The sequence below is a fragment of the Bacillus sp. AFS002410 genome, assembly GCF_002556365.1.
Taxonomy (GTDB): Bacteria; Bacillota; Bacilli; order Bacillales; family Bacillaceae_G; genus Gottfriedia.
Genome location: NZ_NUEU01000082.1, coordinates 223311 through 231366 on the forward strand (window position 1 = coordinate 223311; position 8056 = coordinate 231366).

Genomic DNA, 8056 nt, shown 5'->3' on the forward strand with positions numbered 1-8056 from the left:
AATTACCTATTCTTAAATAATCCTCCTTAATACCCTAAGATCGAGCATTTCCTTCCTTTAAATTCTTTTCCTGTTTTTACATTAGTTATATAATAACTGTATGTACTTAATGAGTTATATAAAAATCAGTTAAATTGTGAGGAATAAAATGAAATTAATAATTGCTGAGAAGCCTGATCAAGGGTTGAAGCTTGCTGCTCCTTTTAATTTTCAGAAGAAAAAGGGGTTTTTAATCATTCAACCAAATGAGTTTTTTCCAAAAGGCGCTTATTTAACTTGGGCTATTGGGCATTTATGTGAGTTATTATCACCTGAAGAATATGATGAGAAGTGGAAAAAATGGTCTTTAAATACATTACCTATTGTACCTGAGCGTTTTAAGCATAAAGTATCAAAGGGAAAATGGGATCAATTTTCGATTATAAAGAATTTAGTCCATTTAGATGAAGTGAATGAAATTATACTCGCAGGAGACTGTGAGAGAGAAGGAGAACATATTGTTCGCCTAATATTAAATTTAGCTGGAAATCGAAAACCGATGAAAAGGCTTTGGATTTCTTCTTTAACTGAAAATGCGGTTAGAAAAGGGTTTAGCCAATTATTGGATGAAAATGAAACAAAAAGCTTATTTTTTGAGGCGTATAGTAGAGCTTGTGCCGATTGGTTAGTGGGGATGAATGCATCAAGAGTGTATTCACTACATTTACAAAAAAAGGGAATTCAAGATGTATTTTCTTTAGGGAGAGTTCAAACACCTACTCTCGCACTTATAGTGAAAAGAGAGCTTGAAATTGAAAAGTTTAAATCTGAACCTTACTGGGAGGTATATGCTACATTTCAGTTTGATAAGAAAAAGTTTTTTGGAAAGTGGCATAAAGAATCAGATTCTAAAATCTCATCTAGTGAATTAGCTACTAAAATCGCTAGTTTTTGTGAAAATAAAATGGCAAAGATTACTGATATTGAACAAGAAAGAAAGGAATATCATCCTCCTTTTCTTTATAATTTATCAACGCTACAAGCTGATGCAAATGCTAAATATAAGTTTTCTCCACAAAAAACTTTAGAAATTGCTCAAAAGCTTTATGTTAAAGGGAATATATCATATCCGCGTTCCGATTCAAGTTTTATTACAAAGGAAGAGGCGATGATGATCCCCGATATATTAAAAAAACTCGAAAACATTGAGCAATTTTCACAATTTTTCCCTCTTCCAAACGACTCTATTTTAAATAATAGTCGTTTTGTTAACGAGAAAAAGGTTACCGATCACTATGCAATCATTCCAACTGAACAAGTGCCAGCTATTCATAAATTGAATGATGAAGAATTGAAAATATATGAATTAATTGTAAATAGATTAATAAGTGCACATTATCCTAGTTCGATTTTTGACTATACAACAATTCATACGATAGTAGACGATCGAGCGACTTTTATTTCAAAAGGGAAAATAATGGTTCAAGAAGGCTGGCGTAAAGTTATTTTTGAAAAAGCAAAAGAAAAAAATAATGAAGAACAAAATTTGCCCATTGTTGAAATTGGACAAGAAGGAATCGTTAAAAAGGCTGAAGTAAAAGAAAAGAAAACACAAGCTCCTAAAAGATATACAGAGGGACAATTAATAACATTAATGAAATCAGCCGGGAAACATATCGATAATCCTGAATTAACGAAAATCTTAAATAAAACTGAAGGACTTGGTACAGAAGCAACTAGGGCTGGAATTATCGGTACGTTAAAAAATAGAAAATATATTGATGTTAAGAAAAATCAGGTTTTTGCAACTGATAAAGGAAAACTTATTATTTATGCTCTTGGAGAAAATATTTTAACTTCACCTGAAATGACAGCTAAATGGGAGCAACGATTAAGTGAAATAGGGGATGGGAAAGCAAGTAGTCTAGATTTTATGGAGCAAACAAAAAAGTTAACAGAGAAAATAATATTGGATGCTTATGAAAATGAGAAAATATGGAATTTTTCAGAGTTTCGCATTGAAGATATGCAGAATACAAAGTTTGGTCCGAAGAAAAAATCAGCTAGTATTGGAAAATGTTTTAAATGTGAAGGAAAAATGGTTGATAAAGGGTCTTTTTATGGCTGTGATCAATTCCAAAAGACAAAATGTGATGTGACGATTTCAAAAAAGATATTAGGAAAGTCAATTACAAAATCAGCCATGAAGCAATTGCTTAGTGGAGAAACTACTGAAACTATAAAAGGTTTTTCAAAAGATGGTAAAGAATTTGAGGCATCATTAAAATTTAATGAAGCAGGTAAAATCATGTTTATTCAAAATTCTATAAAATAAAATGAACGATAATATAAATTAACTAGTCAATTCTATTTTATATTGCATATACTTATATACAATATAAATAGGAGGATTAGAGTGAAGGAATTCTATAGCAATGAACAAGTTTTTTTAACTGGTGGAATTGTTCCTTCCGTTTATTCGTTATGCATAGATTGTAATCGGAAAATTGTACATGTCCTTGATTTAGATCGAGTAGGCACAAGACCGGTATTTGTATCGTTTTCCGACAGTTTTGCCAAAAAAATTTTTGAGCAAATAAGCTTATCGTCACTTGGAAGTTACTTAGAATACCAATATTTGATTTATACAACAGAAGGTATAGTAACAAAATGGAAAAATAGCGAACTTGTTGCTTTAACTAATTTAGACGATTGTAAACCAGAATTTCTTAGCTTGATGAAAGAAAGAAGGAATGCATGGTCTAAATACAAAGCTTTATATAATCGAAAATAAAAGAAGGATTACTCTTGATTAAAATCAAAGAGTAATCCTTTTTCTATAGACTCTGCATATTCCTGTCTTTTCATGTTTTAATTTGTTAAACTATCATCATATCTTAAAATAGAAGGTGACAAAATGATTTGCTTTTTAGAAAATACCTTTCAAATAAAATTAGAAAAAAATGAAAAAGGTGATTTTCCAATTATTGTGACGGACGATGGCATTTTTAGTGAAATTAATCTTAAGGACAAACCAAGTACATACGTTAAGTTTATCATTAATGAGTATGATGAATTAACGATTGATTGGTATGTTGAAAATGAAAATCGATTCTCCGTAAAGAGTTTACAAGTTCATCAAATGATTTTAATTAATGATCATGAGGAAAATTCAATTCAATTTGTTTTAGAACGTTGGCAATCAAGAATGTTTAAGATTCAATGGAAACCTAAATTGCACATCGAATTTGGATTGTATTATGAAGTATGTGATGATTGTGATTAAGATGATTTTTTAGGTTTAAGTAAAGTAAGAATGACAAGAAAGCTAATCCATCCGATTAATGGATAAAGAAACGTTAAAAGTGGGCCATAACCAATTATGCTAATAAATAGACAGCATATTAATAATAAAATAACGAGTACATTTGCATTTATTGGGATGTATGAATTAATTTGTCTAGACATCCCATATATATTACCAACTAAAGTAGTGAAAATTTCAGCTAATATAACCATTAAGAAAAAGTAATAGAAAATTGGATGGATTTTTTTGATTACTTCAACCATAGGTATTTCATATTGTTGAAAATTAGGCACTCCAGAAACGTTAAGGTGAATTAGTAATAAAATTGTGCCTAATATAAGCCCTCCTAAAATCCCACCGTGTATAATAGAAGATTTTTCTTTACACTCTGATCCAATTGGAACTAAGACTGCTTGTGCTAGTGCCATATTTAAACAAACATAAGTGATTGGTTTCGTAAATACTGAAATATTAAGCGTATTGATGGAAGGCAATAGATTATCTAAATTAATTTCGCGCATTGTAAATGGTAAGTGTGAATTAATGAAAACTGCAGCAATAAAAGCACACATAATTGGGACTACCGTATTATTTAAGCTGAATAAACCACTTGTCCCTTTTCTTAAAACGATAAATGTTAAGATAATAAAAATAAACGAACCGATCAATGAATTGAAATGTAAGTAATTTTTAAATACAGCACCAGCACCTGACAGCATAACGCTTGTAACGCCAATTAGTACAAAGAAAAGAAGCGCATTAATGATATTTCCTCCGAGTTCTCCAAATAAAAGTACATTAAATTCTTGTGCTGACTTCAATTTATATGTATGTGCAATGGTCATAATTTTACTTCCAAACCAACAAAATAAAATGGTCGCAAATAAAATTCCCAAAGCACCATATACTCCGTTTATAGAGAAGAACTCTACGATTTCCTTTCCCGTGGCGAATCCTGCCCCAATTACAGTTCCAACATATGTAAATGCTATATTTCGAACTTCTTTACTAAAGTTAAATTTCATAGGAAGTCCTCCTAAATGTAGTACTAAATTGTATGATACATTTTAGGAAATTAGACATGCTCTAAAGGAAAAGTTTATAAACATTTCAATTGAGAAAATTTTATTGGACGAAAATTTTAAAAGAAAGAAGGATAAATTAAAATTTAAATTTACGCTCATTTTTAATTATGTTACAGTGAGTAGGTTAGGGAGGCGGACAACATGAATATACTTAAGTGGAATTTTAATATGAAAGTAAGGCTTGTAGCTGAGTTTTTCTTCGGCTTATTTTTTTGGATGTATTTACCTTTTCTAGCGATTTACTTTGCTGAAGAATTAGGTAAAGTTACTTCGGGGATTTTACTAATGTGCTCACAGGCTGTTGGAGTATTTGCAAATTTAATCGGCGGATATTTAGCTGATACGTATGGTCGAAAGAAAATGATGGTAATATCGGCCTTTATTCAAGCTGGTGGTATGATCTTATTAACGATTGCAAATTCACCAATTTTAACTTCTCCTTGGTTAACTTTTGTAGGATTTGCAATTATTAGTGTTACCGGAATGCTTTATAATCCAGCTAGTTCTGCAATGGTAGCAGATACAGTTGAGGACAAAGATGAGCGAAACTTGGTATTTGCAGTATTTTATACGATGATAAATATAAATGTAGTAATTGGACCAATAATTGGAGGAATCTTATTTTTTAAAGCAAGGTTTTTATTATTTGCAACATCTTCACTTATATTTTTAATTGTTTCAATTATGATTGCTTTATTAATAAAGGAGTCCTTGCCAGATTCAATAAAGCAAGAAAAAGAAGCTTCAATTTCTAAAGTCTTTATTCAACAAGTGAAGAATTATCGCATTATTTTTACTGATAAAGTATTTTTCTTATTTGTTGCTGCCGGAATATTAATCTCTCAAACTTTTACTCAATTAGATTTATTGTTAGCAGTATTTATAAAAGAGAAAATACCTGTTCAAACATTAATTAGCTTCGGCGATTTTACTTTAAAAACAAAGAGTGAAACATTATTTAGCTGGACAATTGCAGAAAACGGTTTAATAGTAGCTTTATTAACTGTTTTAATCACGAAGTTCGCGAATAAATTTAATGAAAGATTTTTATTTTTTGCATCTTCCGTTTGTTATGCTTTCTCTATGTTATTGTTCGGGTTTACACTTTCAGCCTACGTAATTTTTATTGCTATGGCAATTTTTACTTTAGGAGAAATATTAGTTGTAGGGAATCAGAACTCATTTATTGCAAAAATCGCTCCAGAAAGTCAACGAGGGCAGTATTTTGCTGCTTCAGGTTTAAGATGGTCATTAGGACGAACAATCGCACCATTAACCATTCCACTCGCAGGTATAATTGGATATAAATGGACTTTTATTTTAATCGCATTTTTAGCATTATGCGGAGCGTATTTATATGAAATTATGTTTAAAGAGATGAAGAAAAAATCAATAGAAATACGTAATGATATGAAAGTAGTATAATGATATAAAAAAAGGACCCCGGGGGTCCTTTTTTAGCGGTTATTTAAAGCCTTATCGAGTGTGTCGACATTTTCTTGCATTAAATCAAAATAATCCTTATGGTTTTTTACATCATCTTCGGAAATAGTGGCTAAGTGATTAAGTCTCAAAATTTCAGCATGAGTTTCATCTTTTACGACTGAAGCAACTTTAGGTGTTGCAAACGTTTCAAATAAAATATATTTAACATGATGTTTATTAACAAAGTCTACAACATTTTTTAATTCCTTTTGAGAAGGTTCTTGAGAAGGAGATAGCCCTGTAATTGGAATTTGTTTAATTCCATAATGTTGTTCTAAATAACCATAAGCTGCATGAGAAACAACGATATCTTTACGCTTGGAATGTAAAACTAAATTTCGTAACTCGCTATCAAGTTCATCAAATTGACCGTCGATTTTATCATAATTCGCTTCGAAGTATTCTTTATTTTTTGGCATTAATTTGATCAATTCATCTTTAATATTTTCTGCCTCAATTTTTGCTCTAGAAGGATCTAACCAAACATGTGGATCAACATCATGTTGATCTTCTTCGTGAACTTCTTCTTCATTTGATTTAATTAATTCAATATTTTTTGTAGCTTCTAATGATGCCACATTATTGTTTTTTAGTGCATCCTTAATTTTATCAGCAAAAGGTTCCATACCTGCACCATTATAAACAAATAAATCAGAGTTTGCGATTTTAACAATTTGTTTGGATGTCGGTTCAAAATCGTGAGTATCGACTCCGGTAGGGTAAATTGAATGTACATCAACATATTTACCACCAATTTTTTCAGCAAAATCCTGTAATGGATAGATTGTAGTATAGATCGTAAGCTTATTTTTATCTTTTGTACTTTGTTGCTTCGTATCCTTATTACAAGCTGATAGAATTGTTCCTGTTAATAGCAAAGTTGTGATTGCTAATTTTCTAAATTTCATATTCATGCTCTCCCTATCATTTTAATCGTCTTAGTATTTTGTATTGAGGCTATTAATAAACGAAAATGATTAAATTATTTTAATTAATTCGTAATCATTCCTTTTTATATTTTAAAAAAAATGTAAGATAAATTTTTTATCATACAAAAAGTAAACTTAAATAAAAACCTCAAAATCGTACTTATTACGATTTAACACTTAGTCATTATAAATCAGTAATTTTTATTGTGCAAGAAAAATGATAACTAGAAAGATCTAATATGCAAAAAAAGTATGTTTTGATGTAGAGCTAATCGATCAAAACATACTTTTTATTAAGATTTTCGCTTTAAGCGGAATTTCCGAGGTTTTTGACTTTCATTATTACTTTGCTTCTTTTTACTTTTGAAAAATTGAAAGAAAATAAAGAAGATGTATAGTGGAATCGCAATATAAATAAAAAATGGCCACTGTTCTTTTTTTGCATGCCATACAAGGTATAAAGCGTATCCTAAAAAGATCGTAATAATCGTTGCATATTTAGGAATCGGAATATCTTTAAAGCTTGGAATTTTTATTCTACTTACCATTAAAAAAGCTAATGCAACGAATACAGTGATAATGACGATTTGTGGTATGCGACTACCGAATAAAGTTAAAAAGGCGACAAAACCACCTGCAGCGGTAATTGGTACACCAGTAAAATATTTTAATGATGTCGAAATTGGTGTTACATTAAATCGAGCTAATCTGTAAGCCCCGAATAAAGGGAATAAACCAGCGATTCCTAAACCAAAGATACCTTCAGTAGAGAATTGTGTACAAAATACTAAATAAGAAGGTGCGACTCCAAATGTGACGATATCAGCTAATGAGTCTAATTCCTTTCCTAATTGAGATTGTACTCCTAAAACTCGGGCAACACGACCGTCCATACTATCTAGCATCATTCCTATTAAAATAAGAATTGCTGCATTTCTGAATTCGCCTTTAGCAGCGAATCCAATTGATAGAAATCCACAATATAAGTTACCTAGAGTAAATAGGTTCGGGATACTTCTTCTTATCATACATTCACTTCCTAATATTGATATAAATATATATATATGTTCAAATTCATAAGATATATTATAACCCAAAAATTAGCAAGAATGGAAATTAATAATGAAGTTCGAGAAATGTTTGGAGATTCGACATATTTTTTTATAAAAATTGCCCTTTTTTGCACCGAAAAAATATGGGAATAGTAAAAAAGTTAAATAGTACTAATAAAAAATTGAAAAAAATTATGAAATTTGAACTATATTTTAAAC

General features: G+C 30.3%; 7 protein-coding genes. 4 read left to right on the top strand and 3 right to left on the bottom strand.

The genetic code is table 11. The features are described 5' to 3' along the window. Window positions 1–148 precede the first annotated feature (148 nt). From CN692_RS21200 to CN692_RS21210, 3 genes are all read left to right on the top strand, one after another. On the top strand, window positions 149–2314 hold the full coding sequence (locus CN692_RS21200; protein ID WP_098121103.1) for a DNA topoisomerase III: 2166 nt from the start codon (window positions 149–151) through the stop codon (window positions 2312–2314). Window positions 2315–2395: 81 nt separating this feature from the next. Next, entirely contained in the window at window positions 2396–2773 is a 378-nt protein-coding gene (locus tag CN692_RS21205) for a hypothetical protein (protein ID WP_098121104.1), read from the top strand. A 123-nt stretch (window positions 2774–2896) separates the two neighbouring features. After that, a complete protein-coding gene (locus tag CN692_RS21210) occupies window positions 2897–3265 on the top strand; it encodes a DUF3979 family protein (protein ID WP_098121105.1) in 369 nt (122 codons plus the stop codon). Here CN692_RS21210 and CN692_RS21215 read toward each other — a convergent pair. Beyond that, entirely contained in the window at window positions 3262–4311 is a 1050-nt protein-coding gene (locus CN692_RS21215) for a YkvI family membrane protein (protein ID WP_098121106.1), read from the bottom strand. The two genes, CN692_RS21210 and CN692_RS21215, sit on opposite strands and share 4 nt — an antisense overlap. Before the next feature lie 201 nt (window positions 4312–4512). Here CN692_RS21215 and CN692_RS21220 point away from each other — a divergent pair, with 201 nt between their 5' ends. Beyond that, window positions 4513–5796: an MDR family MFS transporter gene (locus CN692_RS21220; RefSeq protein ID WP_098121107.1), complete on the top strand. Its 1284-nt coding sequence runs from the start codon at window positions 4513–4515 to the stop codon at window positions 5794–5796. Between the two features lie 32 nt (window positions 5797–5828). On the opposite strand, the gene CN692_RS21225 is transcribed toward CN692_RS21220, so the two are convergent. Together CN692_RS21225 and pssA are read right to left on the bottom strand one after the other, a co-directional pair. Beyond that, window positions 5829–6764, bottom strand: a complete 936-nt coding sequence (locus tag CN692_RS21225; protein WP_098121108.1) for a metal ABC transporter substrate-binding protein — start codon at window positions 6762–6764, stop codon at window positions 5829–5831. A 314-nt stretch (window positions 6765–7078) separates the two neighbouring features. Continuing rightward, on the bottom strand, window positions 7079–7813 hold the full coding sequence (pssA, locus tag CN692_RS21230; protein ID WP_098121109.1) for a CDP-diacylglycerol--serine O-phosphatidyltransferase: 735 nt from the start codon (window positions 7811–7813) through the stop codon (window positions 7079–7081). Between the last annotated feature and the right edge of the window lie 243 nt (window positions 7814–8056).